Source organism: Roseisalinus antarcticus, assembly GCF_900172355.1.
GTDB lineage: Bacteria > Pseudomonadota > Alphaproteobacteria > Rhodobacterales > Rhodobacteraceae > Oceanicola > Oceanicola antarcticus_A.
This window is the reverse complement of sequence record NZ_FWFZ01000001.1, coordinates 107,171-133,070: the sequence shown is the minus strand read 5'-3', so window position 1 is coordinate 133,070 and position 25,900 is coordinate 107,171. Positions and strand designations below refer to the sequence as shown.

The following is a 25,900-nucleotide window of genomic DNA, read 5'->3' as shown; positions in this document are numbered from 1 at the left end:
TTCGGGGGCTAGCAGAGCATACGGATTGGTCCGGGGGCGCAGACGATAATGAACTGGCCTCCGGCCTCCAGCAAATGGAAGCCGCGGTTCTGGACTTCCTGGAGCAGCCGGTCGCGTCCGATTTCACGGTCCACCCAGGCGATCTTGCGGCGAATGACGCCGCCGGTCTGGGCGGACCTCGCGCCGAACATCTGGTCGAGCCAGAATCGCGCATCGTGGGGACGGGTCGGGGTCTTATACATGACCCCGACTCTCTCAGATCTCGGTTAACCGCGCATTAATCGCCACAGTAGACGAAGTCGCGAAACGAAGTCGCGGGACGCCGGCTCAGCCGCGCCGCCGCCGCCCGCCGCGCCCGCCGGCGCCCGCCTCCAGAGCCGCCTTGGAGGCCTCGGGGAACGGCGTGCCTGCCTCGACCGCATCCAGCACGCGCGAGAAGGCGATCCAGGCCGCCCCGTTTGGATCGTGGTTCATCAGCAGGTTGGCGGCGCGCACCGCCTCCATCTCCACCGGCCGGATCGGGTTCATGATCGCCGAGGTCATGCCCGCGCCGATCGCCATGGGCAGGAACGCCGCGTTGACGCCGTGCCGGCGGGGCAGACCGAAGGACACGTTCGAGGCCCCGCAGGTGGTGTTCACGCCAAGCTCCTCGCGCAGGCGCCGGACGAGGGCGAAGACCTGCTGCCCGGCCGAGGCCATGGCGCCGACCGGCATCATCAGCGGATCGACCACGATGTCATGGGCCGGAATCCCGTAGTCCGCGGCCCGCTCCACGATCTTCCGCGCCACCTCGAAACGCACGTCGGGATCTTCGGAGATCCCGGTGTCGTCGTTCGAGATCGCCACCACCGGCACGTTGTACTTCTTGACCAGCGGCAGGACGAGTTCCATCCGCTCCTCCTCGCCGGTCACCGAGTTCAGCAGCGGCCGCCCCTCGCAGGCCGACAGGCCGGCCTCGAGCGCCCCGGGCACCGAGCTGTCGATGCAGAGCGGAATGTCCACCAGCCCCTGGACCAGCTCGATCATCTTGCGCATCAGCGGCGGTTCGGTCTCGTTCGGATCGGGGTTCGTGTTGTAGACCACGCCCGCGTTGATATCGAGCATGGTCGCCCCGCAGGCCACCTGCTCCAGCGCGTCACGCTCCACGGTCGAGAAATCCCCGGCCTCGAGCTCGGCCGCAAGCTTCTTGCGTCCGGTGGGGTTGATGCGCTCGCCAATGACGCAGAACGGCTCGTCAAAGCCGATCACGGCGGTCTTGGTTCTTGACTCGACAATGGTCCGGGTCATGCGGGAACTCCTTTGAAGCGCCGCAGGATATCTGCGAGCGCGGGGTCGGTGAAATCGGACAGCGTCCGGTGGGCGCCCGCCGCGCGCAGGGCGGCATCCGACAGGGACGAGCGGATGCCGATGGCGAACGCGCCCGCGGCGCGGGCGGCGCGGATGCCCGAGGGGCTGTCCTCGAAGGCGATGGTCTGTTCGGGCGCGACGCCCAACGCCTCGATCGCCTGCAGGTAGGGATCGGGGTGGGGTTTGGCCCGGGGGCATTCCTCGCCGATCACGATGACCTCGAAATGGTCGCGGGCGTCGATCGCCCTCAGCATCGCCTCGGCGTTAGGGCGCATGGCATTGGTCACCACCGCAATCGGCAGTCCTGCCGCCGTTGCGCGGTCCAGCAGGTCGTGCAGGCCGGCCATAGCCGGGAAGGGATGCGGCAGGCGGCGGCGGAACTCGGCCTCCTTGGCCTCGGACAGGGCCTCGGGGTCGGCCTCGTCGGGCAGCCATTCGGCAAAGAAATCGGCGTTCAGCCGCCCGTGGATATGCTCCATGTAGAAGGCCTCGTCCACGGCGATGCCGCGCGGCGCCAGCATGTCGGTGAAAACGGCGCGATGAATGGCGTCCGTCTCCAGCATGGTGCCGTCGAGGTCGAAGAGAAGGGCGGGACTCATGCCGTCGCGGCAGCCGGACGCCCCGAGGCCCCGCCCTTGTCCCGCGCCCAGGCGGCAGTCGGCCCGATACCGCCGAGCGGGAAGAAATGCACCTGCTCGATGGCAAAGCCGGGGTTGGCCGCCTTGTGCTCGGCCAACGCCTGCAGGATCTCGGTCGGCTCGTAGGGCAGCAGCAGCTTGGTCACGTCCAGGGCGCGTTTCTGCAGCACCTTCAGCGAGGGGCCCACGCCGCAGGCAATGGCGAACTTGATCAGGGTCTGCAGCTTGGCGGGGCCGGCGATGCCGATGTGCACCGGCAGGTCGATCCCGGCGGCGCGCAGCCCCTCGGCCCAGGCGATCACCGGCCGCGCATCGAAGGCGAACTGGGTCACCAGCGCCATACGGGCGTCGGTCCGGGCCGAGAAATCCTGTTTCCAGCGCAGCGCGGCCTCGACCTGGCGCATGGTGCCGTCGGTGTCGATGTCGCGATTGCCCTCGGGGTGGCCCGCCACATGCAGGCGCCTGAACCCTGCCTTGTCGAAGGCGCCGGTCTCGAGCAGTTGCATCGAGGAGTGAAAGGCGCCGTGCGGATGCTTCACGCCGCCGGCCAGCAGCAGCGCCTGGTCGACATCCGCCTCGCCCTGGTAGCGCGCGATCCAGTCGTTCAGCGTGGCCGCGTCACGGATGATCCGGGCCGGAAAGTGCGGCATGACCTCATAGCCGTCGGCGGCGATCCGGGCGGCGGTGGCGACCATCTCCTCGATCGGGGTGCCTTCGATATGGGCGATGTAGACCCGGGTGCCCGCGGGCAGCAGCGCCCGGAAGTCCTCGATCTTGGCGGCCGTGCGCGGCATCACCTCGATCGAATAGCCCTTCAGGAAGGTGTCCAGCCCGCCGGCGGCGGGGCTTGTCTTGCGGCGAAAGTCGAGCAGAGCCATGAGGGCCTCCCTGATGCGCAACGGGGTCACGCCCGTCCGTCGTTCCCGATCAGCGCCTTCAGGCGCTCGTGGTCGTATTCGTCCTCCAGCCGGGCGGCGGTACGGTCGGCGGCATCCTGGTCGTCCCCGGGCACCGTTTCGGCCGGCGCCTTGCGCCACTCGGCAAGATAGGCGTCGGTGCCCGCGGCCCCGGATTTCATCGCGGCCCGGTCGATCGCCTGCTCGAACCGCTCGGTCAGCGGGATCTTGACCGCACGGCGGCCCCTTCCTGCAATGACCTGGGCGGGGATGTCGCGCCAATAGACGATCGTGACTTCGGCCAATTCTGCCTCCTCCGGGCTGGGCTTGACGGCTCTTCTAGGCGGTGGCGGGCCCGCGCCACCGTCGAATTTCGACCAAACGCGCGAGATGCGCGACCCCCTCATCGCAAACTGCGGCCGCTTGTGCCAGTGCCCCGGACCCGAGAACCGTGCAGGTCCCACATGAGGCCCGTTCACATCGGCCGGAGGCGGGGCCCGGCGACAGTCACAAGACTTGTCAGAACGGCCGGCGCTGCATAGTGTCAGGTCAACTCATATTCGGAGGGCGTGACCATGGCGCCCAAGCGTCCAAATGGTGCGGGTGCTTTCCCGATCGCGGTCGAAAACCCCGTGCCAACTCCGCCGGATCCAGACTCGCTCTATGCGGCGCTGGACCTTGGTACGAACAGCTGTCGCATGCTGATTGCCCAGCCCAAGGGCAGCCAGTTCCACGTTATCGACAGCTTCTCGAAGTCGGTTCAGCTCGGCCACGGGCTCGAGAGTTCCGGCAGATTGTCCCGCGCCTCGATGGGTCGGACCGTCGGCGCGATGCGCATCTGCATGCAGAAGATCCGGCGCCACGGCGTGACGCGGATGCGTCTGGTTGCGACCGAGGCCTGCCGCAGGGCGACCAACGCGGGCCAGTTCATCCAGCAGGTGCGGCGCGAGACCGGCCTCAGGCTCGAGATCATCGAGCCGGAGGAGGAGGCGCGGCTGGCGGTCATCTCCTGCGCACCGCTGGTCTCGACCCGGACCGATCAGCTGCTGGTGGTCGACATCGGCGGCGGCTCGACCGAGCTCGTGTGGATCGACCTCACCAAGGTGCCCCGGCTGGACCGGCCCAAGGCGATCATGCGGCTGCATTCCGGCTTCAAGCAGGAGACCGGGCCGTTCCCGGTGGCCAAGGTGGTGGACTGGATCTCGGTGCCGCTGGGGGTGGCGACCCTGCGCGACCAGTTCCGCGACGTGGAGGACGACAGCGCGCGGTTCGCGCTGATGAGCTGGTTCTTCGAGGAGAACCTTGCCGAGTTTGCCCCCTATGCCTCCGAGCAGGTCAGGGAAGGATTCCAGATCATCGGCACCTCGGGAACGGTGACCACGGTTGCGGCCTCGCACCTGGGCCTGCGGCGCTACGACCGGACCAAGGTGGACGGGCTGCGGATGACCTCCGACCAGATCGACACGGTGATCCGCGATTACCTGTCGCTGGGCCCCGAGGGGCGGCGCAACGATCCCCGGATCGGCAAGGACCGGCAGGCGCTGATCATGTCCGGGGCGGCGATCCTGCAGGCGCTGATGCGGCTGTGGCCGACGGACCGGCTGTCGGTCGCCGACCGCGGCCTGCGCGAGGGGCTGCTCTATGCCCAGATGAGCGCCGATGGCGTGCTGGAAGACGGTCCGTACTAGGCGCAACCAGATTATTCGCGAATAATCTGGGGCCCGGATGGCAGGCGGCGGCGCTGAAAGCTGCCTCTCGACGTTTCGCCGAAAAGGCTTATGAGGCAGGGATGGCCAAGAAAATACGCAAATCCAGCGGGCGCGGTCAGCGCGACCTGACCGTGAAAGTGAAATCCGCTCGCGGGCGCAAGCTGTCCTCGACGCTCTGGCTGCAACGCCAGCTCAACGACCCCTACGTCAAGCGCGCCAAGGCGGAAGGCTTTCGCGGCCGCGCGGCCTTCAAGATCCTCGAGCTCGACGACCGCTACCGCTTTCTGGTGCCCGGCGCCCGGGTGGTGGACCTGGGCTGTGCGCCCGGCGGCTGGTGCCAGGTCGCGGTGCGGCGGGTCAACGCCCTGGGCGACAAGTCGGACAAGGCCCAGGGCACCATTCTGGGCATCGACCTGCAGGAGGTCGAGCCCATCGCCGGGGTCGAGCTGCACCAGCTCGATTTCCTCGACGAAGGCGCCGACGACCAGGTCAAGGCCTGGCTGGGCGGCAAGGCGGATGTGGTGATGTCGGACATGGCCGCCTCCTCCTCGGGCCACAAGCAGACCGACCACCTGCGCATCATAACCCTGTGCGAGGCCGCGGCGATGCTGGCCTTCGACGTGCTCGAAGAGGGCGGCACCTTCGTCGCCAAGGTCCTCGCGGGCGGCGCGGAGGGATCGCTGCAGGCCCTGCTCAAACAGCGATTCAAATCCGTGGCCAACGTGAAGCCGCCCGCATCACGCTCTGATTCCTCGGAAAAATTCGTGGTGGCCATGGGCTTTCGCGGCTAGCTTGCCTCTCTGCGCCCGCTTGGCCATGCTGAGGCAAAAGGTGAGGAGCACATGACCTACATTCTGGCCATAGATCAGGGCACGACTTCCAGCAGGGCGATCCTGTTCGACGAGCCCATGCGCCCCGCCGCCTCCGCCCAGAAGGAGTTTCCCCAGTATTTCCCGCAATCGGGCTGGGTCGAGCACGAGCCCGACGAGATCTGGGATTCCGTCCTCTCGACCTGCCGGGCTGCGATGGAAAAGGCCGGGGTGAGCGCCTCCGACATCGCCGGGATCGGCATCACCAACCAGCGAGAGACCGTGGTGGTCTGGGATGCCGAGACCGGCGCCCCGATCGGCCGCGCCATCGTCTGGCAGGACCGGCGCACCGCGCCGTTCTGTGCCGAACTGCGCGACGAGGGGTTCGAGGCCGAGCTCACGCGCCGCACGGGCCTGCTCGCCGATCCGTATTTTTCGGGGACCAAGCTCAAGTGGCTTCTGGACGAGACCGAGGGCGCCCGGGCCCGGGCCGAGGCCGGCGAGATCCTGTTCGGCACCGTCGACAGCTACCTGATCTGGCGGCTGACCGGCGGGGCGGCCCATGTCACCGATGCCACCAATGCCGCGCGGACCCTGCTCTACAACATTCGCGAAGGGGCCTGGGACGCCACGATCTGCGAGCGGCTTGGCATTCCGATGGCGATGTTGCCGAAGGTGCTCGACTGCGCCGCCGATTTCGGCGCCACGGACCCTGAGCTGCTGGGCGGGGCGATCCCGATTCTCGGGGTCGCGGGCGACCAGCAGGCGGCCACGCTGGGCCAGGCCTGTTTTGAGCCGGGGATGTTCAAATCCACCTACGGCACCGGCTGCTTTGCGCTGCTCAACACCGGGGCCCACCTGGTCGAAAGCCGCAATCGCCTTCTGGGCACGATCGCCTACCAGCTCGACGGCGAGGTGACATACGCGCTCGAAGGGTCGATCTTCATCGCGGGCGCGGTGGTGCAATGGCTGCGCGACGGGTTGGGCATCATCGGCAAGGCCTCCGATTCCGCGGGGCTCGCGGGCAAGGCCGACCCGGGGCAGGAGCTTTACCTCGTGCCCGCCTTCACCGGGCTCGGTGCGCCCTACTGGGACGCGGAGGCCCGCGGGGCGATCTACGGGCTCAGCCGCAATTCCGGCCCGGCTGAATTCGCGAAGGCCGCGCTGGAGAGCGTGGGCTTTCAGACCCGCGACCTGCTGGAGGCGATGCATTCGGACTGGCCCAGCGCCGGGGACGGGGGCGGGGGCGTGCTGCGGGTGGATGGCGGCATGTCGGCCTCGGACTGGGCGATGCAGTTCCTGGCCGATATCATCGGGGCGCCGGTGGACCGGCCGCAGGTGCTGGAGACCACGGCGCTCGGGGTGGCCTGGCTCGCCGGGCATCGCGCGGGGGTCTATCCCGACCGCGACGGATTCGCCCGGACCTGGGCGCTGGAAACCCGGTTCGAGCCGCAGATGGCGGCCGAGGACAGGGCGCGGCGCTATGACGGCTGGACCGATGCGGTCCGGCGGACCCGAAGCGGCTGACCCCGCACAGCAGATTGATCCGACGAAGGGGGGCGTGACCGGCGTGGCGGCGTCAGCGGTCTTGCGCTTTCGTGGCCGTGGGCGGGACGCTCGAGGGGATTCGGACCCTGACCCCGGGCAGGATCGTCGTCCGAAGCGATGCCGGGATTGTCGCCGGGATCAGAGGTCTCAGAGGGCGCAGATCTCGCGGTCGTGCAGCAGCGAGGCCACCACCTGCGTGGTGCCGGTGTTGCGCACGGCATAGCCGTAGCCCGCAAGGCGGTGAATCCATTCCCGCTCGGACACACAGCGGGCGCGCTCGGTGAGCACGAACTGGCGGATCTGCGCGGCGTCGGTGATGATGTGGTCCATTGGTCTCTTCCTCGTTGTCGGCTTCGCAACAAGACGACGTTGACAGCGGTCTTTGTCGCCATTCGCGCAACATTGTGGCGAACGCAGGGTCATGTCTCGGCAGAATTCAGGTGGCGTGGGGGCCGGGCGGCGCCCGCCTGCCCGGCGCCACGCCCCGGAAGAGGGGAATAAAGGGTTGCCGAAACCGGTTTCTGAACCTTGGATGAGTCCAGGAGGAAGAATCGAGATGGCTGCGACACTGCTCGAACAGCGCGACAGCTCATCCCCCGCAAGGGTGCGCCTGATTGATGTGGCCCGCGCGGTCGGACTGACCAAGGGCACCGTCAGCCGGGCGCTGAACGACCATCCCGACATCGCCGAAACCACGCGCCTTCGGGTGCGGCGCACGGCACAGCGGCTGGGCTACCGTCCGCTGGCCCATGCCCAGGCGATCCGCACCGGACGGGTGCGCTCGATCGGCCTGGTGCTGCAGATCAACGAACATGACGGGCACCGGCCGTTCCTGGCCGATTTCCTGGCCGGGGTCAGCCAGGCCGCCTCGGGCGAGGATTGGACCATGACCGTGGCCACCGCCGCCACCGAGGCCGACACCCTGCGCCTGCTCAGCACGTTGTGGGAGGATCGCAAGGCCGACGGCTTCATCCTGCCGCGCACCTATGTCGAGGACGCCCGGATCACCACGCTGCGCGACATGCGGGTGCCATTCGTCCTTTATGGCCGGACCGGCGACGACACCGGCTGTGCCTGGTTCGACATCGACAGCGAGGCGGCCATGGCCGAGGCGGTTTCGCGGCTGCGGGCGCTGGGGCATGACCGAATCGGCTTTGTGCCGGGGGGCGAGGGGCCGATGTATGCCCGACTACGCTGGCAGGGGTTTTGCGAGGGCATGGCGCGGGAGGGGCTGCCGGTGGATCCGGGCCTCGTCGGGCTGCCGGCGCTCGACCGGGCGGCGGGGGCGGCCGCGACGCGGGGCCTTCTGGCGCGGGACGACGCCCCCACCGCGGTGATCTTTGCCGTCGATCAGGCGGCTCTGGGCGCCTACGACGTGGCGCGGGACAGGGGCCTTCGGATCGGCCGCGACCTGTCGGTGGTGTCCTACGACGGCATCCCCGAGGGCGCGCTGATGGACCCGCCGCTGTCGACCTGGGCCGTGGACACCCGCGCCGCGGGGGCCCGGTTGGCCGACATGCTGATCGCAAGGGCGAGGGGCACCCCGCCCGAGGATCTGCGGGCGCTGGGGCACGCGACGTTCCTGTCGCGCGGCTCGGAAGGGCCCGCGCCGGGGCGGGCCGACGCGCCATGACCTTTTCAAGACCCACGGGATCAAGACCCACAGAATCAAGAACCACAGGGAGGAAGACCATGACACTTCACGCGAGATTGCTGGCAGGGACGGCGCTTGCCGTCGGGCTGACGGCGCTGTCGGCGCAGGCCGACACGATCCGTTTCTGGACCACCGAAGAGCAGCCCGAGCGGCTGGAGCGCCAGCAGGAGCTGGCCGCGATGTTCAACGCCGAAACCGGCCACACGGTCGAGGTGATCCCGGTCAGCGAGAGCGATCTGGGCACCCGGACCACCGCCGCCTTTGCCGCGGGCGACCTGCCGGACGTGATCTACCACACCCTGCAATACGCGCTGCCCTGGGCCGAGGCGGGCATCCTGGACACCGACGCCGCCTCCGACATCATCGAGGACCTGGGCGCCGACACCTTTGCCCCCGGCGCGCTGGAGATGGCGGCCTATGACGGCGGCTACGCCAGTGTTCCGGTGGACGGCTGGACCCAGATGATCGTCTATCGCAAGGACCTTTTCGAGGAAGCGGGCCTGGCGCCGCCGACCTCCTATGCCGCGGTCGAGGCGGCCCTCGACGCACTGCACAACCCGCCCGAGATGTACGGTTTCGTCGCCGCCACCAAGGTGGACGAGAACTTCATGAGCCAGGTGCTCGAACATGTGTTCCTCGCCAACGGCGTCTCGCCCGTGGGCCCGGACGGGTTCCAGCCGCTGGACGAGGCCGCCACGACCGAGGTGCTGGAGTTCTACAAGGCGATCGCCGACGCCTCACCCCCAGGAGAGCTTTACTGGGACCAGTCGCGCAGCCTCTATTTCTCGGGCAACGCGGCGATGATCATCTGGTCGCCGTTCATCCTCGACGAGCTCGCGGGCCTGCGGGATTCGGCGCCGCCGACGATCAATGACGACCCTACCTCGTCGGAGCTGGCCTCGCTGACCGGCATCGTCACCAACTTCTCGGGACCGTCGAACCCCGACGGGGCGGCCTGGGCCGACATCCGCTATTTCGGCGTGACGGCGGATGCCAATACCGACGTCGCGGCCGAGTTCATCGAGTTCTCGCTGGACGACGGCTATGAGCTGACGCTGTCGATCGCGCCCGAGGGCAAGTTCCCGGTCCGCAACGGCACCGCCGAGGCGCCGACCGCCTTCACCGATGCCTGGGCGACCCTGCCCGTCGGGGTGGACCGCAAGGCGCCGTTGGGCGATCTGTATGCGCCCGAGATGATCGCCGAGATCGTCGGCGGCCTCGATGTGGCGCAGCGTTGGGGGGTGGCGGACGGCCAGCTCTCGCTGGCGTCGAAGATGATCAACAGCCAGGCGATCAACCGCATCGTGCGGCAGTATATCGACGGTCGGCTTGACGCGCCGGCGGCCGTGGCCGCGATGAACGAAGAGCTGGGCGCGATCGAGTGATCCGCCCTGTCCCCGGCCGGGTGCGGCCGGGGATTGCCCCTCGGGATCAATGACATGAGCATGACACCGATACCGCCCACCGGGACCACCCCGCTGGCCCGGCGCGAGGCGCGGCTGGCCTGGGGTCTGCTGGCGCCGACGCTGATCAGCGTGGCGCTGGTGGTCGTGCTGCCGCTGCTGGCGATCTTCTGGATCTCGGTGAAGCCGATCGGGCTGGCCGACCTGCGCCCGCCCGCGCCGATCGTGCGCGAGGCCGTGCGCGGCGAGGGCGAGGACCTGCGGGTCGAATACCGGGTGCGCAATTCCAGCCAGGACCAGGTGGTGACGGACGTGGTCTTTACCGACGTGATCCCCGACAGCGTGACCGTGACTGGCGACCTGCCCGAGGGCTGCGCCCTGTCCGGCGACGCGCTGCGCTGCGAGGTGGGCAGTCTGGAGGGCGGCTATAACGAGCGCATCATCATCGGGCTGCGGGCCGCGGACGCGGATGCCGCCGAGGACGCGGCCGAGGCCGGCGAGCCCGAGGTCAGCGGCACGGGCGACAACGTCCTGACCAACGACACCTTCACGCTGGAGAATTTCGCGCGGATCTTCGATGGCTCGGAGTTCTGGGGCGTGCTTGGCGTCACGCTGTTCTATACCGTGTTCGGCACGGTCGGCGCGCTGGGGGTGGGGCTGTTCGCGGCGATGCTGCTGAACAAGTCGTTCCGCGGGCAGGGCATCCTGCGCGGGCTTTACCTGTTTCCCTACGTGGCGCCGGTGATCGCGGTCGCGTTTTCCTGGCTGATCCTGTTCGATCCGTTCTCGGGCTCGGCCAATGCGCTGCTGGTGCAGATGGGGGTCACGGACGAGACGATCAACTTCTTCGGCGACCGGCCGCTGGCGCTGATCATGGTGACGGTGTTCGAGATCTGGCGCTATTTCCCGCTGTCGTTCCTGTTCATCCTCGCGCGGATGCAGAGCATCGACACCGACATGTACGAGGCCGCCGACATGGACGGCGCCTCTCCGTTCCAGAAGTTCTGGTATCTCAGCCTGCCGATGCTGCTGGGCATCCTTTCGGTGCTGTTCCTGCTGCGCTTCATCTGGACCTTCAACAAGTTCGACGACATCTTCTTGCTGACCGGCGGCAATGCCGGGACGCGGACCCTGACGGTAAATGTCTACGAGCAGGCCTTCGCGATTTCCAACATCGGTGCGGGGGCGGCGGTGGCCGTGGTGATCTTCGGGTGCCTGCTGCTGTTCTCGGTGCTGTTTTTCCGCTTCATCAGCCGGGAGGAAGGATTGTGAGCCGCGCGGCGGGGGCCAGCCCCCGATCGCCTGCGGCGATCCCCCCCGGGATATTTGGGACCAGAAGAAGATGAACGCGATACGCAAGGGATACGTGACGGGGGCGCTGATCGGGGCGGTCTGGATGGTGGTGCTGGCGGTGACCGTGGCGGTGGCCATGTCGTTCGCCACGGGGGCCCCGTTCCGGCCCGGGATGCTTTGGTCGCTGCTTTGGGGCGCGTTGGCGGGCGTCGCGGTGGTCGGCCTCGGGCGGGCGCTGCCGGTGCTGGCGGGGGTGGCGCTGGCCGTGCTGGCGGTGACGCTGGCCGGGATCGGGCCGATCCTGGCGGGGCCGGATGCGGGGGTGGTGGCGCGCCTCGTGGGGGCGGCGATCCTCGCGGCGGCGCTGGTCTGGTCCCTGCGCGGGATCCTCGAGGAGATCCGGCCCGGAGCGCTGACGCGGCATGAATTCGAGGAGGCGGTGATCCGGTTCCTGACCGGGACGGGCTATATCTTCTTCACCGCCATCGTCGCGATCCCGTTCTACGTGATGGTGATGACCAGCCTCAAGAACCAGTCGGAGCTGATCCAGAACCCGCTCGATTTCTCGATCGACCTGAGCCAGGGCTGGGATCTCTTCCGGTCCTACGCGGAGCTTTTCGGGCAATTCAACTTCGGCACCTACCTTCTGAACTCGTTCATCATCTCGGTGCTGACCGTGGCCATCACGCTGGCGTTCAGTGTGCCCGGCGCCTATGCCGTGGCCCGGCTGCGGTTCCGGGGGCGGGCGGGGATATCGCGCTCCATCCTGCTGATCTACATGGTGCCGATGATCGTGCTGGCGCTGCCGATCTACATCGCCTTCTCGATGACGGGCCTGCGCAATTCGATCCTCGGCATCGTCATGATCTATCCGGTGACCACCATTCCGGTCGCGCTCTACATGTTGCAGGGCTATTTCCGCGGCCTGCCCGGCGAGGTCGAGGAGGCCGGCCTGATGGACGGGCTGAGCCGGTTGCAGGTGATCTGGAAGATCACCCTGCCGCTGAGCCTGCCGGCGCTGGCCTCGGTCTCGCTCTATGTCTTCATGATCGCCTGGAACGAGTTCCTGCTGGCCTTCATGCTTCTGGACGACCCGTCGAAGTTCACCCTGACGCGGGGGATCGCGAGCCTCAATTCCTCGGAAGTGCCGCGCCAGCACCTGATGGCGGGGGCGGTGATCGCCACGGTGCCGATCATGGCGCTGTTCCTGGGGCTGGAGAGGTTCATGACGAAGGGGCTGACCGCCGGATCGGTGAAGGGATGACGATGGACATTGGCAAGCTGGACGACGAGGCGCGCAATATTCTGCGGGGCAATGACCGGGGCGGCTATACCTTGCCGACGGCGGGGCTCTATCCCTATCAGTGGAACTGGGACAGCGCCTTTGCGGCGCGGGGCTTTGCCGCCTTCGACGCGCCGCGCGCCTGGGTCGAGCTGGAGACGCTGTTCTCGGGGCAATGGCCCAACGGCATGGTGCCGCACATCCTGTTTCACAAGCCCGATCCGGGGTATTTCCCGGGGCCCGATGTCTGGGGCGCGGACCTTGGCCCGATCGCCTCGTCCGGCATCAGCCAGCCGCCGGTCGCGGCCAGCGCGGCCAGGGCGATGCTGGAGGCCGACCCCGCCGCCGGCCGCGACAGGGCGGCGGGGCTGTTCCCGAAGCTGCTGGCCTGGCACCGCTGGTTCATGGACTGGCGGCTGGACCGGGGCGCGGTGTGCATCACCCACCCCTGGGAGGCGGGCCGCGACAACGCGCCGGACTGGGACGGGGCCATGGCCGCGATCGACCCCGTGGGCGTGGGCGAATACACCCGGCGGGACACCAGCCACGTGAACCCCGAGATGCGGCCTACGAAGGACGATTACGACCGCTACATCTGGCTCGTGCAGCGCGGCCGCAGGCTGGGCTGGGACGAGGCGCGGATGCTGGAGTACACGCCGTTCCGGGTGGCCGATCCGACCATGACCTTCATCCTGCTGCGCGCCCAGCGTGACCTGCGGGCCATCGGTCAGGCCCTCGGCGAAGACACCGCCGAGATCGACGGCTGGATCGCCACGCTGGAAGCCGGGGCCGAGACCCTGTCGAACGCGCGGCTGGGGGCATTCGACGCCCGTGACGCGCGCACCGGCGAATTTGCCGACTGCGTGTCGAGCGCGTCGTTCCTGTGCTGGTACGCGGGGCTCGAGGCGCCGGAGATGCTGGCCGTCTACGACCGGGTGACGGCGGCCTGCCGCTATCCGGTGCCCAGCCACGACCCGGACAGCGCGAAATTCAACCCGCGGCGCTATTGGCGCGGGCCGACATGGGGGATTCTCAACATGATGATCGGGCAGGGGCTGGCCGAACAGGGGCACGAGGCGCGGGCCGAGGCCCTGCGCCGCGTGACGGCCGATCTGATCGCGGAGCATGGCTTTGCCGAGTATTTCGACCCCGTGACCGGCGCGCCTGCCGGGGGCAAGGCGTTCACCTGGACGGCGGCCGTCTGGCTGACCTGGGCGCGCCCCTCGGCGGAGGCGGTCTGATGGGGGCGATCGAACTCAAGACCGTCGAAAAGTGGTTCGGCTCGGTGCAGGTGATCAAGGGCGTGGACCTGCAAATCGAGGACGGCGAATTCGTCGTCTTCGTGGGCCCGTCGGGCTGCGGGAAATCGACCCTGCTGCGGATGATCGGCGGGCTCGAGGACATCAGCCGCGGCACGCTGGAGATCGACGGCCGCAATGTCACCGCCGAGCCGCCCAGCAAGCGCGGACTGGCCATGGTGTTCCAGTCCTACGCGCTTTATCCGCACATGACCGTGCGCGACAACGTGGGCTTTTCGCTCAAGACCTCGGGTGCGCCGAAGGCCGAGATCGATGCCAAGGTGAACGAGGCCGCGCGGGTGCTGAAGCTCGACCCCTACATGGATCGCCGGCCCAAGGACCTGTCGGGCGGGCAACGCCAGCGGGTGGCGATCGGGCGCTGCATCGTGCGCGACCCCACCGCGTTCCTCTTCGACGAGCCGCTGTCGAACCTCGACGCCTCGCTGCGGGTGGAGATGCGCTACGAGATCGCCAAGCTGCACCAGACGCTGAAATCGACGATGATCTACGTGACTCATGACCAGGTCGAGGCGATGACCCTGGCCGACCGGATCGTGGTGCTGGAATACGGCACCATCGCCCAGGTCGGCACGCCGCGCGAATTGTACGAGCGGCCGGCGAACCTGTTCGTGGCGCAGTTCATCGGCTCGCCCAAGATGAACATCCTGCCCTGCACCACCTCGGGTGGCACCTACCGGCTGGAGGGCGGGCGCGGCGGCGCCTTTTCTGGGGCCGGCGCGGCCGAGCATCTGGGCATCCGGCCCGAGCATATCGACCTCGGCTCCGCGGGCGAGGGTCAGTGCGACGGCACGGTGGACGTGGTCGAATACCTCGGGGCCGACAGCTTTTTGGTGGTCGATTGCGGCGGGCTGGGGCAGGTCACGGTGCGCACCACCGGCGATACCGACCAGCGGCCCGGCGACCGGATCGGGCTGGTGTTCACGCCCGAGCGGCTGGCGTTCTTCGGCGCGGACGGGCGCCGGGTCTGAGCGCGGGCCGGGGCGGCGCCTCGCGCGTCCGCCTTGCCCCCGGGGGGCCGCGTTGCTAACGAGGCGCGGTGACGCCGAAGGAGCCGCCAAATGACCGACGCCCCGCCGACCGAAGCAGATATCCACCTGATCCAGGCGATCCTGCCGCACCGTTATCCATTCCTGCTGGTGGACCGCGTGGTCGACATTGAGCGGACCACCCGCGCCGTGGGCCTCAAGAACGTCACCATGAACGAGCCCCATTTCCAGGGCCATTTTCCCGGCAACCCGATCATGCCCGGCGTCACCATCGTCGAGGCGATGGCGCAGACGGCCGCCGTCATGGTCGGCACCACGCTGGGCCTGACCGAGGGCAACCTGCTGGTCTATTTCATGGGGATCGACGGCTGCAAGTTCCGTCGCAAGGTCATCCCCGGCGACCAGCTGCGGCTGGCGATCGAGACCACGCGCGGCAAGGCCGGCGCCAAGGTCTGGCGCTTCAAGGGCCGCGCCACCGTCGACGAAGAGCTCGCCTGCGAGGCCGAGTTCACCGCGATGATGGAGCTTCCGCCCGCATGAGCGAGATCCACCCCAGCGCGGTGATCGAACAGGGGGCCGAGATCGGCGCGGGCTGCCGGATCGGGCCGTTCTGCGTGGTCGGCCCCAAGGTTCGGCTGGGCGCGGGGGTAGAGCTGAAATCCCACGTGGTCGTCAGCGGCCGGACCGAGATCGGCGCCGACAGCACGCTCTTTCCTTTCGCCGTGGTCGGCGAGATCCCGCAGGATCTGAAGTTCGACGGCGAGGAGACGCGGCTGGTGATCGGCGCCCGCACCCGGATCCGCGAGCATGTGACGATCCACACCGGCACCGCCCAGGGCGGCGGGATCACGCGGATCGGCGATGACGGGCTGTTCATGGCCGGCTGTCACATCGCCCATGACGCCCAGGTGGGCAACCGGGTGATCGTGGTCAACAACTCCGCCGTGGCCGGCCATTGCATCATCGAGGACGACGTCATCATCGGCGGGCTCTGCGGAATCCACCAATGGGTGCGCATCGGGCGCGGCGCGATCATCGGCGCGGTCACCATGGTCACCAAGGACGTGCTGCCCCACGGGCTGGTGCAGGGGCCGCGCGGCGTGCTCGACGGGCTGAACCTGGTCGGGCTGAAGCGCGCCGGCGTGGCGCGTGACGATATCACCGCGCTGCGGGCGGCGTTCCAGATGCTGCGCGACGGCGAGGGCACGTTTCTGGACCGCGCTCACCGCCTGAAGGACGAGGCGACCTCGGACCCGGTGCGCGAGATGGTCGATTTCATCCTCGGCGACACGGACCGGTCATTCCTGACGCCCGGCTAGGGGCCGTCGGACAAGCGAACGGAGCGGACGGAGCGCAGATGCTGGCATTGATCGCGGGGACGGGGGCGCTGCCGGGCGAGATCTGCGCCCGGCTGATGCGGCGGGGCGAGACGCCTCTGGTCTGCGTCATGCGCGGCGTCGCGCCGGAGGTGCCCGCGACGCTGCCCCGGCTGGATTTTCGCATCGAGTCGTTCGGCAGCCTTCTGGCCGATCTGGCTGCGCGGGGGGTCACGCGGCTCTGCATGGCCGGCGCGATGACCCGGCCCGAGGTCGATCCGGCCGCCATCGATGCGGCGACCGCCCCCCTGGTGCCGGAACTGGTCGCCGCCATGGCGCGGGGCGACGACGGCACGCTGCGCGCCTTCATCGCGTTCTTTGAGGGCGCCGGGCTGTCGGTGGTCGCGGCGCACGAAATCGCCGGCGACCTGCTGCCGCCATCCGGTGTGCTGGCAGGGCCCGTGCCGGACACCGCGCTGGAGACGGCGGCCCGGTTGGGCGAGGCCACCGTCGCACGGATGGGCGCGGCGGATATCGGCCAGGCCTGTGTCGTGGACGCCGGGGCCGTGCTGGCGACCGAAGGCCCCGCCGGCACCGACGCGATGCTTGCGGGGCTCGCGGCGCCGGGTGCTGTGCTGTTCAAGGCGCCAAAACCGGGCCAGGACAGGCGGGCCGACCTGCCGGTGATCGGCCCCGGCACTGTGGCCGGCGCGGCGCGGGCGGGCCTGCGGGCCATCGTGATCGAGGCGGGCGGGGTCATGGTGCTCGACCGCGACAAGGTCATCGCGGGATGTGCCGCGGCGGGCCTGACGCTTTGGGTGCGGGAGCATGGCGGATGAAGGTTTTCGTAATCGCCGGAGAGCCCTCGGGCGACAAGCTGGGCGGTGCGCTCATGGCCGGGCTGCGCGACCTGCGGCCCGACGTCACCTTCGACGGTATCGGCGGGCCGCTCATGGCGGCGCAGGGGCTGACCTCGCGCTTTGCCATGGAGGAGCTGTCGGTGATGGGCATCGCCGAAATCCTGCCGAAATACCGCCACCTCAAGCGCCGGATCCGTGAGACGGCGGAGGCGGTGATCGCCGCCCGGCCAGACGTTCTGATCACCATCGACTCGCCGGATTTCTGCCTGCGCGTCGCGCGGCTGGTCAAGGCGGCCTCGGGGGTGCGGATCGTCCACTACGTGGCCCCCTCGGTCTGGGCGTGGCGGCCCGGCCGGGCGCGCAAGATGGTCGGCAAGGTCGACCAGGTCTTAGCGCTGTTGCCGTTCGAGCCGCCCTACATGGAGGCCGTGGGCCTGCGCTGCGATTTCGTCGGCCACCCGGTCGTCGCCGAGGCGATCGCGACCGAGGCGGAGGCGCAGGCCTTTCGCGAGGCCCGGGGCTTTGGCGACGCACCGCTGATCCTGGCGCTGCCCGGCTCTCGGCGCGGCGAGGTCCTGCGCCTGGCGGACCGTTTCGGCGCGGCGCTGCGGCTGGTCCTTGAGCGGCGCCCGGGGGCACGGGTGGTGATCCCGGCGGCGGGTCCGGTGGCGGACCTCGTGGCCGGGCTCTCGGCCGACTGGCCGGGGGCGCCGATCCTGCTGGACCCGCGCGATGCGGGCGATCCGGGGGCCGAGAAACGGGCGGCGTTCCGGGCCGCGGACGTGGCGCTTGCGGCCTCGGGCACGGTGTCGCTGGAGCTGGCGGCGGCAGAGACCCCCATGGTGATCGCCTATGACATGAGCGCGGTCAGCCGCGCCATCGTGGCCCGAATGCTGCGGATCGATACGGTCACGCTGGTCAACCTGGTGTCCGAGACCCGCACCGTGCCGGAATTCATCGGAACGGCCTGCCAGCCCGGCCCGATCGCCGAGGCTCTGGGGCAGGTGCTCGACGATCCGGGCGCACAGCGGGCGGCCATGGCGCTGACCATGACGCGGCTGGGCCGGGGCGGCGACGCGCCCGGACTTCGGGCGGCGGCGGCGGTGCTGGACGGGCTGGGGCCGGGGGTCGGCTAGGACATGGCCGTCGTGCGGGCGGCCGCCGCCTCGGCTTCGGCGAAGCGCACCAGACGGGCGAGGGCGTCGGCCAGGGCCGCGTCGTCGATGGTCATCGCCACGCGCACATGGCCCGAGGCCGCCGCGCCGAAGCTGGCCCCCGGCATCACCGCGATCCGTTCCGCCTCCAGCAGCCGCTCGGCGAAGGCCAGACCCGAGAGCCCCGTCGCCCGGACGTCGAGCATCGCATACATCGCCCCCTGGGTCGGCAGGCCTATCACGGCAGAGGTCCTCGCCAGCGCCGCGTCGACCAGCGCCCGCCTGCGGGCGAAGGGGGCCGCGATCCGCTCCTCGAACGGGGCGCCCTGCTGCAGCGCGAACAGCCCCGCATCCTGCACGAAACCGGGGATGCCGTAGGTCAGGTGGACAAAGAGGTTGACGATATGGGCCACCGCCTCCTCCGGTCCGCAGATCCAGCCCAGGCGGCTGCCGGTCATCGCATGGCTCTTCGACAGCGAGCCCACGACCAGCGTGTGCGCGGCCATGTCGGGCAGGGCCCGCAGGCTGGTGTGCCGGTCGGTCCAGACCTGGGTGTCATAGACCTCGTCCGAAATCAGCCAGAGGTCATGGGCGCGGGCGGCGTCGGCCACCCCGGCAAGGGTCGCGTCGGGATAGACCGCGCCGGTGGGATTGTTCGGCGTGTTGACCAGCAGGCCCCGGGCGCCGGCGGTCCCGGCCAGCAGGTCCTCGGGCCGGGGCAGGAAGCCGTCCCGCGCCTCGGTCACGATCGGGCGCGGCACCAGCCCGGCGCTGCGGATCGTGCCCGGATAGGTCACGTAGTAAGGGTCGATGAAGGCGCAGGCGTCGCCCGGCGCCCCGATCGCGAACATCGCGGCAAAAAGCGCGGCCTGCCCGCCGGCGGTCACCACGATGTTCTCGGGCGTGGTCGCCACGCCGGTCCGCGTGGCGATGCGGCCGGCGATCTCGGCCCGCAGGGCGGGGATGCCGGCAACGCTGGAATAGCCGGTGTGCCCGCCTCGGGCGGAGGCATCCATCGCGGCAAGGATCGCGGGATCGGTGCGGATGTCATGTTCGCCGATCGTGAGGTCGGCGACGGCGACGCCCGAGGCGATCAGCGCCCGGGCGCGGTGAAACACCTCCCGGCCGTTGGAGCCGCCGGGCGAGATCTGGGCCAGGCGCTGTGACAGGTTCATCCGGCGCTTGGGCCAAACCGGCGGCGATTCGTCAATCGGGATCGAGCACCAGCCGCGGCCCAGGACCGCGCGCCGCGACCCTGTCCTCGGGATTGTAGAGCGCGCAACTGGCAAGGCTCAGGCAGCCGCAGCCGATGCAGCCGTCGAGCTTGTCGCGCAGCCGTTCAAGCTCTCCGATCCGGGCGTCGATCTGGCTGCGGAAGCCATCGCTGATCCGCGTCCAGTCGGCGCGGGACGGGGCGCGGTGATCGGGCAGGGCGGTCAGGTGCGCGGCGATCTCGGACAGCGGAAAGCCCAGCCGCTGGGCGATCATCGCAAAGGACAGACGGCGAATGTCGGCGCGGCCATAGCGCCGGTGGCCGCCGGCGTTGCGGACCGGCTTCACGATGCCGTGGGTCTCGTAGAAGCGGATGGCCGAGACGGCGAGGCCGGTGCGGGCGGCGAGGTCGCCGATGGTGAGGCTGTGGGGCAGGGCGGACATTGTGCTTGATCTCAAGTTTACTTGAGGAATTACACCCTGAGTCGCAACTGCAACGCAAGGAGAAGACGATGGCAAGACTGGAACATGTGAACGTGACCGTGACCGATCCCGATGCGACGGCGGCCCTGTTGTGCGACCTCTTCGGCTGGACGGTGCGCTGGTCCGGCGGCGCGATCCACGACGGGCGGTCGGTGCATGTGGGCGACGAGGGATCCTATGTGGTGGTCTATGCGGCACCGGGTGGTGCCGATCGCACGGCCGGCGACACCTACCGGACGCAAGGCGGGCTGAACCATATCGGCGTGGTGGTCGACGATCTCGACCGGGTCGAGGCGCTGGTCCGCGACAAGGGATACAGCCCCCACAGCCATGCCGATTACGAGCCCGGCCGCCGGTTCTATTTCCGCGAGGAGAACGGGGTGGAGATCGAGGTGGTCAGCTACGCCTGACGGCCGCGGCCGCCACCCGGCGCGGGGCCGGCACCGTCAGGTGTCGGCCTGCCAACGGGCCTCGTTCGCCTCGATCGCAGTGATACGCTCGGCGGTGGCCGGATGGCTCAGCAGCCAGGCCGGGGTGGCGCCTCCCGTCGAGCCGGTCAAGTGCTCCAGCTTCTGGAACAGGGACTTCTGCCCGGCCGTGCCGATCCCGCATTTCATCAGCAGGGCCGAGGCATAGGCGTCGGCCTCGTATTCATCCGCCCGCGAAAGCCGCGCCGCAAGCAGCGAGGTCAGCGCCCCGGCCGCGATCGCGCCGACGCCGGGCAGAAAGCGGTTCAGCACCATCGCCAGCGCCGTGCGGATCGCGTTCTGGCCGGAAAAGTCGATCATCCGCCTGCGGGAATGGCCCAGGGCCACATGGCCCAGCTCATGGGCGATGACGCTGGCCATCTCGTCGGCCGTGACCTCGCCCGCGCGGTAGCGATTGTAGAAGCCCCGCGTGATGAAGATCCGGCCATCGGGCGCGGCCAGCCCATTGACCGGCGAAATCTCGTAGATGAAGACCTTGATCCGCTCGACATCCAGCGCCCGCGCCATGTGCGCCATCGCCTCGCGCAGGCGCACGTCGGCAAGTTCGGTCGACCGCGCGTCAAGCTCACGCGCGGTGCGCCACACCGAAAAGCGGTACATGGCGAAGCCGTAGAGCACGGCCAGAAGGATCGGGGCGACTTTGATCACCTACAACATATGGGGCCGGCGGGGCGTGGGAAAAGTGTCACGGGACCGCCGCCGCGCGATTTTTTTCGGAACCGTTCCGGCTGTTCGGAATTGATCCTTACATCCGTCGGCCGACTGGCCGTCGCGACGGAACCGGAGACGCACGCAATGAAGTCAGGCGAAACGATGGACGAGCGCGACGCAGACAAGGCAGCCATTTCGAACGGCCTCCGCAAGGCCTTCAGCCCGCCCTCGGCGCCGGCCCCCCGGCTCGAGGCGCTGCTCGGCAAGATCGCCGAGCGGCACGGGGGCAAGGGCTCGGAGGGGCAGCAGGCATCCCGGTCCTGACGGGCAGGGCCTGACGGGCGCGCGTCATCGTCCCAGGGTGCGAATGCCGCGGTCGATGCCGTCCAGGGTCATCGGGACCATGCGATCGGGCCCGAAGACCTCGCGGACCATTGCGATGGACTGGGTACGGCCCCACTGCGCCTCGGGAACAGGATTGATCCACAGGTGGGCGGGCCACTGGTCGCGGACACGCTCCAGCCAGACCTGGCCGGCCTCTGTATTCCAGTGCTCGTTCGCGCCGCCGGGGACGGCGATCTCGTAGGGCGACATGGAGGCGTCGCCTACCAGGATGCATTTCCAATCCGGGCCGTAGGTGCGCAGGATGTCCCGGGTGGGCGTCGTGTCGTTCCAGCGGCGCCGGTTGTCGCGCCAAAGCCCCTCGTAGATGCAATTGTGAAAGTAGAAATGTTCGAGGTTGCGGAACTCGGCCCGCGCGGCCGAGAACAGATCCTCGACCACCTTCACATGCGGATCCATGGAGCCGCCCGCGTCCAGCAGCAACAGCACCTTGACCGCGTTGCGCCGCTCGGGCCGGGTCTGCACGTCGAGATAACCGTTGTGGGCGGTGGCGCGGATCGTGCCGTCGAGGTCAAGCTCTTCATGGGTCCCGTCGCGGGCCCATTTGCGCAGCCGTTTCAAGGCCACCTTGATGTTTCGCGTCCTCAGCTCGACCCCGTCGTCGAAATTGCGGAACTCGCGCCTGTCCCAGACCTTGACCGCGCGGCGGTGACGGCTCTCGTCCTGGCCGATCCGCACGCCCTCGGGGTTGTAGCCGTAGGCGCCGAAGGGCGAGGTGCCCGCGGTGCCGACCCATTTGGAGCCGCCCTGGTGCCGGCCCTCCTGCTCGGCCAGGCGCTGGCGCAGGGTTTCCATCAGCGTCTCGAACCCGCCGAGCGCCCGGACCTCGGCCATCTCGCTGGGCGTCAGGTGCTTTTCGGCCTGTTTCGCCAGCCAATCGGGCGGCAGGTCGAGCGCGGCGAGGACCTGGGCGGGGGTGATCTGCGCCAGCCCGCCGAAGGCGCTGGCAAACGCGCGGTCGAAGCGGTCGATGTGGCGCTCGTCCTTCACCATCGCGCTGCGGGCGAGGTAATAGAACCCGTCCACGTCATAGGTCACGAGGTCCCGGCGCAGGGCCTCCAGGAACGTCAGGAATTCGCGGACCGAGACCGGAACCTTGTGGCTGCGCAGGGCATCGAAGAACGGCAGCAGCATGGCCGTCAGGTATTGCCCCGTTCGATGAAGACCAGGATGAAAAGGCCGATCATGGCGCAGATCATCGCCCAGACGGCGGCCCATTGCAGCAGGTCGGCGGTCTTGCCGCCCTTGCGCCGCGCGGCGAGGGCGCCGCCGATCGCGCCCAGCAGGAGGCCAGAGAGAGGGTAGATCATGGCAGCGCTTCCGTGGCTGAGGTCTGCCCCGGGCGCCTCGATCAGAGGCGGGGAGAGGGCCGGAGCCCGCCCACCTCGCGCTCGCGGGCCAGGACGTTTACATCGGAGCCGAAGCCGTATCGCGCCCAGCCGTAGCTGTCCAGACGCACGGCCCGTGCCTCTGCGTCGCGGCCCAGCATCTCCAGCGCTTCGGCCCGGAACATCAGCAGGGTCGCCAGCAGGGCGGCATTCTCGTGTTCGGCCGCGACCGGGATCGCGGGGTCGACCAGCGCCAGCACCCTAGTCGCATCCCCCGATTGCAGGGCGAAGGCGGCAAGCTGGACCGCCACATGCGCCGAATGGATGCGCATCAGCGAGCTTTGGGCATAGGCATTGGCCGATGCGACGAAGGCGGTGTAGGCGCCGGGGCTGTCATAGCCCACCAGCAGCCGGCCATAGGCGTAGTTGGCAAAGCCCTCGCGTGCGCCGGACCAGCCGAAGGCGCGGGCCATGCCGATGGCGGTGGCGGCGGCCTGCCGCCGGCTGGCGGGCGCGGTGCCGGGGGACAGCGCGGTCTGCATGGCCTCGACCCAGTCGCGGCTGGTGCTGGTGGCGCGGCTGCGCCCGCCGGCCTCGCCCGCGGGGTTCAGCCGCGCGAGCAGGCCGGGCAACCGGCGCGAGACCTGGGTCCGGCTCAAGCCGTTCTGAAGTTCGGGCGCATAATAGGCCCGCAGCACCAGCATGTCGAAACCGGTCAGCACCGCGTGGATGTTGTCGTCGTTGAACACGCTGTCGGGCAGACGGTAGAGGTCGTTGAGCGGGCCGATCGCCTGAGCGAGCTCCTCGTGCAGGCAATCGCGGATCTCTTGCGGGGCGACGTCCGAGGGCACGAAGATGGCGGCCCGGTCGCGGCGGGTGAGCGTGGTCCAGTCCACCTGCGGCGAGCGGCGCACGGCCATGAACTCTTCCCAGGAGGACACCCGCGGCACCACGAAACAGGCGGCCCGCGGCACGGCGCGCTGAAGCGTGGCCGAGGGGATCGCCACGACCGTGATCGAGGCCGTGTCGCCATTGGTCAGGGCGATGTCGATCCCCGCCTCGCGCCGGAGCCGCCCCAGAAGCGCCGACAGGTCCCCCGGAAGGGTGGCTGGAACCGCCCCGGTGACCCGCACGCTGATCGGCCCTTCGAACCGGGTGAGCGCGGGCAGGGTCCGGCCGCTCTCCATCTGGAAGGACAGGTCGAGGAAATCCCGCGCGATCTCGGAATTGGGCCGCAGGGGGATCGACGAGCCGGCGGCGGCAAAGGTGCGCATCGGCGGCAGCGACGCCTCCAGCCCCGGCGCCCGGGCGGGCGTGTCGAGCGGCGCGCAGGACGCCAGCAACATCGCGGTGACGGCGGCCATCCACCTCATGAGGTCGGGGCCCGTTCGTACTTGATGAACGAGGTCAGCCGCCCGACCCGGTCATAGAGCCAGCGGGCGTTGGTGTTGAAATCCTGTGTCAGCCAGTAGACGTTGGGCGCCCCGGCGGCATCGGCCTCGGCATAGACCGCCTCGATCAGGGCACAGCCGACGCCCTGGCCCCGTACGGACGGATCGGCAAAGAGGTCTTGCAGATAGCAGACATTCTCGATCCGCCAGCAATGGCGGTGAAAGAGGTAATGCACGAGGCCCACGGGCCTGCCGTCGACCAGCGCGAGCCGCGCGTGGAAATCCTGCGCGTCGCGGCCCATGAGCCGGGCAAACGTGGTGTCCTGGACCTCTTGCGGCACGGCGGTGCCGTAGAACTCCAGATAGGCCGTCCAAAGCCCCTGCCACGCCGACCTGTCGGCGGCGGTCAGCGGGCGGATTTCGACCGGCATCTTTGCCTTGGTCAAACCTCTGCTCCTTCTATCCTTCAGCCCGACCTGCCAGCGGACTGGGGCCCCCTTTGATTTGGCCGGGACGCTGCCGCGGCCGGCTGGGAACAGGGCCATAAGGCCAAGGCACGGCGCCCGGATCACGCGAAAACTGCGCCCGCGCCGCGGATCTGCGCGGGGCGTGGCCCGGAAGACTCAGGTTTCTTGGGGGCCTCGGCCACCCGGCTACAATATGTTGATCTGTCCCTTGTTGGGGAAGGTGCGGGGCCGTCGCAGGCCCGGCGCGTTGCCCCAAGCCAAACGCTCGCGCCGCGCCATCGCGGACCTAGCGCTCGCGCCGCGCCATGAAGGCCAGGCGCTCGAACAGGTGCACGTCCTGCTCGTTCTTCAGCAGCGCACCGTGCAGCCGGGGCAGGGCGTCCTGCCCGCCGCCCTTGAGGTCCTCCGGGGCCAGATCCTCGGCCAGCAGCAGCTTGAGCCAGTCCAGCACCTCGGAGGTCGAGGGCTTCTTCTTGAGGCCCGGCGTCTCGCGCAGCTCGTAGAACCGGGTGAGCGCGGTGGTCAGAAGCGCCTCCTTGATGCCGGGGTGGTGGACGGCGACGATGCGCTTCATCGTGTCGGCATCGGGAAAGCGGATGTAGTGAAAGAAGCAGCGGCGCAGAAAGGCGTCGGGCAGCTCCTTTTCGTTGTTCGAGGTGATGATGACGATGGGCCGGGTCTCGGCGCGGATGGTCTCTCCGGTCTCGTAGACGTGGAACTCCATCCGGTCGAGCTCCTGCAGCAGGTCGTTGGGAAACTCGATGTCGGCCTTGTCGATCTCGTCGATCAGCAGCACGACCCGGTCGGGCGCGGCGAAGGCCTGCCACAGCTTGCCCCGCCGGATGTAGTTGGACACGTCATGCACCCGGGCATCGCCCAGCTGGCTGTCGCGCAGGCGGCTGACCGCGTCGTATTCGTAGAGCCCCTGCTGGGCGCGGGTCGTGGACTTGATGTGCCACTCGATGATCGGCAGCCCCAGCGCGCCGGCGACCTGCCGGGCAAGCTCTGTCTTGCCGGTTCCGGGCTCCCCCTTCACCAGCAGCGGCCGCTCCAGCGTGACGGCCGCGTTGACGGCGATTGTCAGGTCGTCGGTGGCGACGTAATCGGCGGTTCCGGTGAACTTCACGGGGCTGTCCATGATGATTGTTTCCCTCATGAAGTCTAGCGGTTGCTGCGTTCTCTTCAACTCTTGTCGCCAAGGCGAATTGGGGGGTGACAGGCTGGGGGAAGGGGAGTAAACGACCGATATATTATGGGGATGCCG

At 68.9% G+C, this 25,900-nt stretch carries 29 protein-coding genes; 15 read left to right on the top strand and 14 right to left on the bottom strand.

Going from position 1 to position 25,900, the window contains the following annotated elements:
• Window positions 1-8 precede the first annotated feature (8 nt).
• From ROA7023_RS00645 to ROA7023_RS00625, 5 genes are all read right to left on the bottom strand, one after another.
• On the bottom strand, window positions 9-242 hold the full coding sequence (locus ROA7023_RS00645; RefSeq protein ID WP_085877071.1) for an N-(5'-phosphoribosyl)anthranilate isomerase: 234 nt from the start codon (window positions 240-242) through the stop codon (window positions 9-11).
• Window positions 243-327: 85 nt separating this feature from the next.
• A complete protein-coding gene (locus ROA7023_RS00640; protein WP_085877070.1) occupies window positions 328-1,287 on the bottom strand; it encodes a methyltetrahydrofolate cobalamin methyltransferase in 960 nt (319 codons plus the stop codon).
• Window positions 1,284-1,946, bottom strand: coding sequence for an HAD family hydrolase (locus tag ROA7023_RS00635; protein WP_085877069.1), 663 nt, complete (start codon window positions 1,944-1,946; stop codon window positions 1,284-1,286). Before ROA7023_RS00635 ends, ROA7023_RS00640 begins: the two co-directional genes overlap by 4 nt.
• On the bottom strand, window positions 1,943-2,863 hold the full coding sequence (locus ROA7023_RS00630; protein ID WP_085877068.1) for a methylenetetrahydrofolate reductase: 921 nt from the start codon (window positions 2,861-2,863) through the stop codon (window positions 1,943-1,945). The genes ROA7023_RS00635 and ROA7023_RS00630 overlap by 4 nt, the downstream gene beginning before the upstream one ends.
• 26 nt (window positions 2,864-2,889) lie before the next feature.
• Complete coding sequence (locus tag ROA7023_RS00625; protein ID WP_085877067.1) at window positions 2,890-3,186, bottom strand: virulence factor; 297 nt, start codon at window positions 3,184-3,186, stop codon at window positions 2,890-2,892.
• 270 nt (window positions 3,187-3,456) lie between these two features.
• Here ROA7023_RS00625 and ROA7023_RS00620 point away from each other — a divergent pair, with 270 nt between their 5' ends.
• From ROA7023_RS00620 to glpK, 3 genes are all read left to right on the top strand, one after another.
• On the top strand, window positions 3,457-4,569 hold the full coding sequence (locus ROA7023_RS00620) for a Ppx/GppA phosphatase family protein (RefSeq protein WP_085877066.1): 1,113 nt from the start codon (window positions 3,457-3,459) through the stop codon (window positions 4,567-4,569).
• A gap of 101 nt (window positions 4,570-4,670) precedes the next feature.
• Complete coding sequence (locus tag ROA7023_RS00615; RefSeq protein ID WP_085877065.1) at window positions 4,671-5,381, top strand: RlmE family RNA methyltransferase; 711 nt, start codon at window positions 4,671-4,673, stop codon at window positions 5,379-5,381.
• 51 nt (window positions 5,382-5,432) lie between these two features.
• Window positions 5,433-6,926, top strand: coding sequence for a glycerol kinase GlpK (gene glpK, locus ROA7023_RS00610; RefSeq protein ID WP_085877064.1), 1,494 nt, complete (start codon window positions 5,433-5,435; stop codon window positions 6,924-6,926).
• A 168-nt stretch (window positions 6,927-7,094) separates the two neighbouring features.
• On the opposite strand, the gene ROA7023_RS00605 is transcribed toward glpK, so the two are convergent.
• On the bottom strand, window positions 7,095-7,277 hold the full coding sequence (locus ROA7023_RS00605) for a hypothetical protein (RefSeq protein ID WP_085877063.1): 183 nt from the start codon (window positions 7,275-7,277) through the stop codon (window positions 7,095-7,097).
• A gap of 226 nt (window positions 7,278-7,503) precedes the next feature.
• Here ROA7023_RS00605 and ROA7023_RS00600 point away from each other — a divergent pair, with 226 nt between their 5' ends.
• The 10 genes from ROA7023_RS00600 (at window position 7,504) to lpxB (ending at window position 18,196) form a co-directional block, all read left to right on the top strand.
• A complete protein-coding gene (locus ROA7023_RS00600) occupies window positions 7,504-8,580 on the top strand; it encodes a LacI family DNA-binding transcriptional regulator (protein ID WP_085877062.1) in 1,077 nt (358 codons plus the stop codon).
• A 59-nt stretch (window positions 8,581-8,639) separates the two neighbouring features.
• A complete protein-coding gene (locus ROA7023_RS00595) occupies window positions 8,640-9,986 on the top strand; it encodes an ABC transporter substrate-binding protein (protein WP_085877061.1) in 1,347 nt (448 codons plus the stop codon).
• A 54-nt stretch (window positions 9,987-10,040) separates the two neighbouring features.
• Window positions 10,041-11,276: a carbohydrate ABC transporter permease gene (locus ROA7023_RS00590; protein ID WP_200812428.1), complete on the top strand. Its 1,236-nt coding sequence runs from the start codon at window positions 10,041-10,043 to the stop codon at window positions 11,274-11,276.
• A 70-nt stretch (window positions 11,277-11,346) separates the two neighbouring features.
• Window positions 11,347-12,561 carry a carbohydrate ABC transporter permease gene (locus tag ROA7023_RS00585; RefSeq protein ID WP_085877059.1) on the top strand — a complete coding sequence of 405 codons (1,215 nt, stop codon included), beginning with the start codon at window positions 11,347-11,349 and terminating at the stop codon, window positions 12,559-12,561.
• Window positions 12,558-13,820 carry an MGH1-like glycoside hydrolase domain-containing protein gene (locus ROA7023_RS00580; RefSeq protein WP_234991967.1) on the top strand — a complete coding sequence of 421 codons (1,263 nt, stop codon included), beginning with the start codon at window positions 12,558-12,560 and terminating at the stop codon, window positions 13,818-13,820. The genes ROA7023_RS00585 and ROA7023_RS00580 overlap by 4 nt, the downstream gene beginning before the upstream one ends.
• On the top strand, window positions 13,820-14,866 hold the full coding sequence (locus ROA7023_RS00575; protein WP_085877058.1) for an ABC transporter ATP-binding protein: 1,047 nt from the start codon (window positions 13,820-13,822) through the stop codon (window positions 14,864-14,866). The genes ROA7023_RS00580 and ROA7023_RS00575 overlap by 1 nt, the downstream gene beginning before the upstream one ends.
• A gap of 90 nt (window positions 14,867-14,956) precedes the next feature.
• The gene (gene fabZ, locus ROA7023_RS00570) at window positions 14,957-15,424 is read left to right on the top strand and encodes a 3-hydroxyacyl-ACP dehydratase FabZ (RefSeq protein WP_085877057.1); all 468 of its coding nucleotides are present in this window, start codon (window positions 14,957-14,959) and stop codon (window positions 15,422-15,424) included.
• Window positions 15,421-16,203, top strand: a complete 783-nt coding sequence (lpxA, locus tag ROA7023_RS00565; protein ID WP_085877056.1) for an acyl-ACP--UDP-N-acetylglucosamine O-acyltransferase — start codon at window positions 15,421-15,423, stop codon at window positions 16,201-16,203. Before fabZ ends, lpxA begins: the two co-directional genes overlap by 4 nt.
• A 38-nt stretch (window positions 16,204-16,241) precedes the next feature.
• The gene (locus ROA7023_RS00560; protein ID WP_085877055.1) at window positions 16,242-17,039 is read left to right on the top strand and encodes an LpxI family protein; all 798 of its coding nucleotides are present in this window, start codon (window positions 16,242-16,244) and stop codon (window positions 17,037-17,039) included.
• On the top strand, window positions 17,036-18,196 hold the full coding sequence (lpxB, locus tag ROA7023_RS00555; protein ID WP_085877054.1) for a lipid-A-disaccharide synthase: 1,161 nt from the start codon (window positions 17,036-17,038) through the stop codon (window positions 18,194-18,196). Before ROA7023_RS00560 ends, lpxB begins: the two co-directional genes overlap by 4 nt.
• Here the strand turns inward: lpxB and ROA7023_RS00550 are convergent.
• Window positions 18,193-19,389 carry a pyridoxal phosphate-dependent aminotransferase gene (locus ROA7023_RS00550; protein WP_085877053.1) on the bottom strand — a complete coding sequence of 399 codons (1,197 nt, stop codon included), beginning with the start codon at window positions 19,387-19,389 and terminating at the stop codon, window positions 18,193-18,195. The genes lpxB and ROA7023_RS00550 overlap by 4 nt on opposite strands.
• A 31-nt stretch (window positions 19,390-19,420) precedes the next feature.
• Window positions 19,421-19,870: a redox-sensitive transcriptional activator SoxR gene (soxR, locus tag ROA7023_RS00545; RefSeq protein ID WP_085877052.1), complete on the bottom strand. Its 450-nt coding sequence runs from the start codon at window positions 19,868-19,870 to the stop codon at window positions 19,421-19,423.
• Between the two features lie 68 nt (window positions 19,871-19,938).
• On the opposite strand from soxR, the gene ROA7023_RS00540 reads away from it, so the two are divergent.
• Entirely contained in the window at window positions 19,939-20,319 is a 381-nt protein-coding gene (locus tag ROA7023_RS00540) for a VOC family protein (protein WP_085877051.1), read from the top strand.
• A gap of 36 nt (window positions 20,320-20,355) precedes the next feature.
• Here the strand turns inward: ROA7023_RS00540 and ROA7023_RS00535 are convergent, their stop codons facing one another.
• Window positions 20,356-21,045 (bottom strand): M48 family metallopeptidase, encoded by a 690-nt coding sequence (locus ROA7023_RS00535; protein ID WP_085877050.1) that lies wholly within the window; start codon window positions 21,043-21,045, stop codon window positions 20,356-20,358.
• 147 nt (window positions 21,046-21,192) lie between these two features.
• On the opposite strand from ROA7023_RS00535, the gene ROA7023_RS00530 reads away from it, so the two are divergent.
• Window positions 21,193-21,372: a hypothetical protein gene (locus ROA7023_RS00530; protein ID WP_085877049.1), complete on the top strand. Its 180-nt coding sequence runs from the start codon at window positions 21,193-21,195 to the stop codon at window positions 21,370-21,372.
• 24 nt (window positions 21,373-21,396) lie between these two features.
• Here ROA7023_RS00530 and ROA7023_RS00525 read toward each other — a convergent pair whose 3' ends face one another.
• From ROA7023_RS00525 to ROA7023_RS00510, 5 genes are all read right to left on the bottom strand, one after another.
• On the bottom strand, window positions 21,397-22,584 hold the full coding sequence (locus ROA7023_RS00525) for a vWA domain-containing protein (RefSeq protein ID WP_085877048.1): 1,188 nt from the start codon (window positions 22,582-22,584) through the stop codon (window positions 21,397-21,399).
• Window positions 22,585-22,589: 5 nt separating this feature from the next.
• The gene (locus tag ROA7023_RS24695; RefSeq protein WP_200812427.1) at window positions 22,590-22,760 is read right to left on the bottom strand and encodes a hypothetical protein; all 171 of its coding nucleotides are present in this window, start codon (window positions 22,758-22,760) and stop codon (window positions 22,590-22,592) included.
• Window positions 22,761-22,801: 41 nt separating this feature from the next.
• Entirely contained in the window at window positions 22,802-24,151 is a 1,350-nt protein-coding gene (locus ROA7023_RS00520; protein ID WP_370739180.1) for a DUF2927 domain-containing protein, read from the bottom strand.
• Entirely contained in the window at window positions 24,148-24,600 is a 453-nt protein-coding gene (locus ROA7023_RS00515; protein ID WP_085877421.1) for a GNAT family N-acetyltransferase, read from the bottom strand. The genes ROA7023_RS00520 and ROA7023_RS00515 overlap by 4 nt, the downstream gene beginning before the upstream one ends.
• Window positions 24,601-24,922: 322 nt before the next feature.
• A complete protein-coding gene (locus ROA7023_RS00510) occupies window positions 24,923-25,762 on the bottom strand; it encodes an AAA family ATPase (RefSeq protein ID WP_085877420.1) in 840 nt (279 codons plus the stop codon).
• Window positions 25,763-25,900: the final 138 nt, after the last annotated feature.

Bases quoted from the DNA above. Each gene is read 5' to 3' on its own strand.
- ROA7023_RS00595 (WP_085877061.1), top strand. From the start codon at position 8,640: ATGACACTTCACGCGAGATTGCTGGCAGGGACGGCGCTTGCCGTCGGG.
- ROA7023_RS00615 (WP_085877065.1), top strand. From the start codon at position 4,671: ATGGCCAAGAAAATACGCAAATCCAGCGGGCGCGGTCAGCGCGACCTG.
- ROA7023_RS00530 (WP_085877049.1), top strand. From the start codon at position 21,193: ATGAAGTCAGGCGAAACGATGGACGAGCGCGACGCAGACAAGGCAGCC.
- ROA7023_RS00585 (WP_085877059.1), top strand. From the start codon at position 11,347: ATGAACGCGATACGCAAGGGATACGTGACGGGGGCGCTGATCGGGGCG.
- ROA7023_RS00575 (WP_085877058.1), top strand. From the start codon at position 13,820: ATGGGGGCGATCGAACTCAAGACCGTCGAAAAGTGGTTCGGCTCGGTG.
- ROA7023_RS00630 (WP_085877068.1), bottom strand. From the start codon at position 2,863: ATGGCTCTGCTCGACTTTCGCCGCAAGACAAGCCCCGCCGCCGGCGGG.
- ROA7023_RS00580 (WP_234991967.1), top strand. From the start codon at position 12,558: ATGACGATGGACATTGGCAAGCTGGACGACGAGGCGCGCAATATTCTG.
- ROA7023_RS00515 (WP_085877421.1), bottom strand. From the start codon at position 24,600: ATGCCGGTCGAAATCCGCCCGCTGACCGCCGCCGACAGGTCGGCGTGG.
- fabZ (WP_085877057.1), top strand. From the start codon at position 14,957: ATGACCGACGCCCCGCCGACCGAAGCAGATATCCACCTGATCCAGGCG.
- ROA7023_RS00520 (WP_370739180.1), bottom strand. From the start codon at position 24,151: ATGAGGTGGATGGCCGCCGTCACCGCGATGTTGCTGGCGTCCTGCGCG.
- ROA7023_RS00645 (WP_085877071.1), bottom strand. From the start codon at position 242: ATGTATAAGACCCCGACCCGTCCCCACGATGCGCGATTCTGGCTCGAC.
- ROA7023_RS00620 (WP_085877066.1), top strand. From the start codon at position 3,457: ATGGCGCCCAAGCGTCCAAATGGTGCGGGTGCTTTCCCGATCGCGGTC.
- ROA7023_RS00525 (WP_085877048.1), bottom strand. From the start codon at position 22,584: ATGCTGCTGCCGTTCTTCGATGCCCTGCGCAGCCACAAGGTTCCGGTC.
- ROA7023_RS00640 (WP_085877070.1), bottom strand. From the start codon at position 1,287: ATGACCCGGACCATTGTCGAGTCAAGAACCAAGACCGCCGTGATCGGC.
- lpxB (WP_085877054.1), top strand. From the start codon at position 17,036: ATGAAGGTTTTCGTAATCGCCGGAGAGCCCTCGGGCGACAAGCTGGGC.
- glpK (WP_085877064.1), top strand. From the start codon at position 5,433: ATGACCTACATTCTGGCCATAGATCAGGGCACGACTTCCAGCAGGGCG.
- ROA7023_RS00635 (WP_085877069.1), bottom strand. From the start codon at position 1,946: ATGAGTCCCGCCCTTCTCTTCGACCTCGACGGCACCATGCTGGAGACG.
- ROA7023_RS00550 (WP_085877053.1), bottom strand. From the start codon at position 19,389: ATGAACCTGTCACAGCGCCTGGCCCAGATCTCGCCCGGCGGCTCCAAC.
- ROA7023_RS24695 (WP_200812427.1), bottom strand. From the start codon at position 22,760: ATGATCTACCCTCTCTCTGGCCTCCTGCTGGGCGCGATCGGCGGCGCC.
- ROA7023_RS00600 (WP_085877062.1), top strand. From the start codon at position 7,504: ATGGCTGCGACACTGCTCGAACAGCGCGACAGCTCATCCCCCGCAAGG.
- ROA7023_RS00540 (WP_085877051.1), top strand. From the start codon at position 19,939: ATGGCAAGACTGGAACATGTGAACGTGACCGTGACCGATCCCGATGCG.
- ROA7023_RS00605 (WP_085877063.1), bottom strand. From the start codon at position 7,277: ATGGACCACATCATCACCGACGCCGCGCAGATCCGCCAGTTCGTGCTC.
- lpxA (WP_085877056.1), top strand. From the start codon at position 15,421: ATGAGCGAGATCCACCCCAGCGCGGTGATCGAACAGGGGGCCGAGATC.
- ROA7023_RS00590 (WP_200812428.1), top strand. From the start codon at position 10,041: ATGAGCATGACACCGATACCGCCCACCGGGACCACCCCGCTGGCCCGG.
- soxR (WP_085877052.1), bottom strand. From the start codon at position 19,870: ATGTCCGCCCTGCCCCACAGCCTCACCATCGGCGACCTCGCCGCCCGC.
- ROA7023_RS00560 (WP_085877055.1), top strand. From the start codon at position 16,242: ATGCTGGCATTGATCGCGGGGACGGGGGCGCTGCCGGGCGAGATCTGC.